The following is a 1,059-nucleotide window of genomic DNA, read 5'->3' as shown; positions in this document are numbered from 1 at the left end:
GGCGTTTGCCGCGGCGGCGGCCGGCGGCGCCTTGTAGTCTTCGTTGACCCGCACATGCACTTGCGCATTGCGCGCCACCCGGGAAATGTCCACGATCAACAACTGCGAATCGTTGGGCGCCAGCCGCCGCTCGGCGGAATCGGACTGGTTCTTCAAGGCCGCCATCAGCTGCTCCTGCTCCTGCAACTGTTGGTCCAGCCGGGCCAAATCCTCCTCGGGTTCTTCCGGAATCACCGTGGTGCGGGTACGCTGTTCGGTGGCGTCCGCGGCCTGGCGCAATTCGCCGATGGCGCGGTTGGCCGGAATGAAGCGCAACCAGAAATAAGCGCCGACGAAAACCACGCAAACGGACAGGACAATCAGAAATTGTTCACGATTACTCAAATGGGGTAGTTTCATGGCGCTCGGTGTCGGATTGTCGAATGATTTTACCGTCCGGCCCGGCCAGCTTGACCAGGCGCAGGGAGATGCTGAAGCCGTTGGCGTTCATCGGCCCCTTGTCGAAGGCCACCTTGGGGTCGCGCACCAGCAAATCCCAGCCGCGCGCGGTATTGTTCACCCGTTGAATAAAGGTTTGCGCGGCGGTTTCGCTCAAAGCCCAGGCCTCCAGCAGAATATTTTCCACTTCGATAGCGTTGTCGTCCGGCTTGGGCGGTAGCGGGGGCGCGGCCGGGGCGGCGGGCGGCGGTTTCGGAATATGCCGCCCCGGTTCGTCCAGGCGCTGGATGATCACTTCGTCGTCGACCACGGTTTGCAGCATGCCCAACACTCCTTTCACCAGCCCCATGCGCTCCGGAATTTCCTCGTCGTAAAAACGCGTCAACGCCTCGACCCGCTGGCGCTCCGTGCGCAGGGCCTTGATTTTTTGCTTGCGTTCGTCGATGGCGGCGATTTGGGCGTTGATGCGTTTGACGGCGGCATCGATACTTTGCCAGCCGGCGTCGATTTGAGCCTTATCGCGCTCCACGCCGCCGAGCCGCAGCCACAAGGTCAGCTCCGAAATGCCGGCCGCCAGCAGCAATACCATCAACAAGGCGGCGGCCCGCACCTCCAGCCGGT

General features: G+C 62.4%; 2 protein-coding genes. Both read right to left on the bottom strand.

What is annotated here, in order from left to right:
* Positions 1 to 399: hypothetical protein (locus NP596_RS21530; protein ID WP_256617428.1), on the bottom strand; the 399-nt coding region annotated here is incomplete at its 3' end.
* Positions 377 to 1,059 (bottom strand): hypothetical protein (locus tag NP596_RS21525; protein WP_256617427.1); only part of this gene is annotated, 683 nt, incomplete at its 5' end. The genes NP596_RS21530 and NP596_RS21525, both read right to left, overlap by 23 nt.

This window comes from Methylomonas rivi, assembly GCF_024505165.1.
Classification (GTDB): domain Bacteria; phylum Pseudomonadota; class Gammaproteobacteria; order Methylococcales; family Methylomonadaceae; genus Methylomonas; species Methylomonas rivi.
This window is presented reverse-complemented; position numbering and strand designations above follow the sequence as displayed.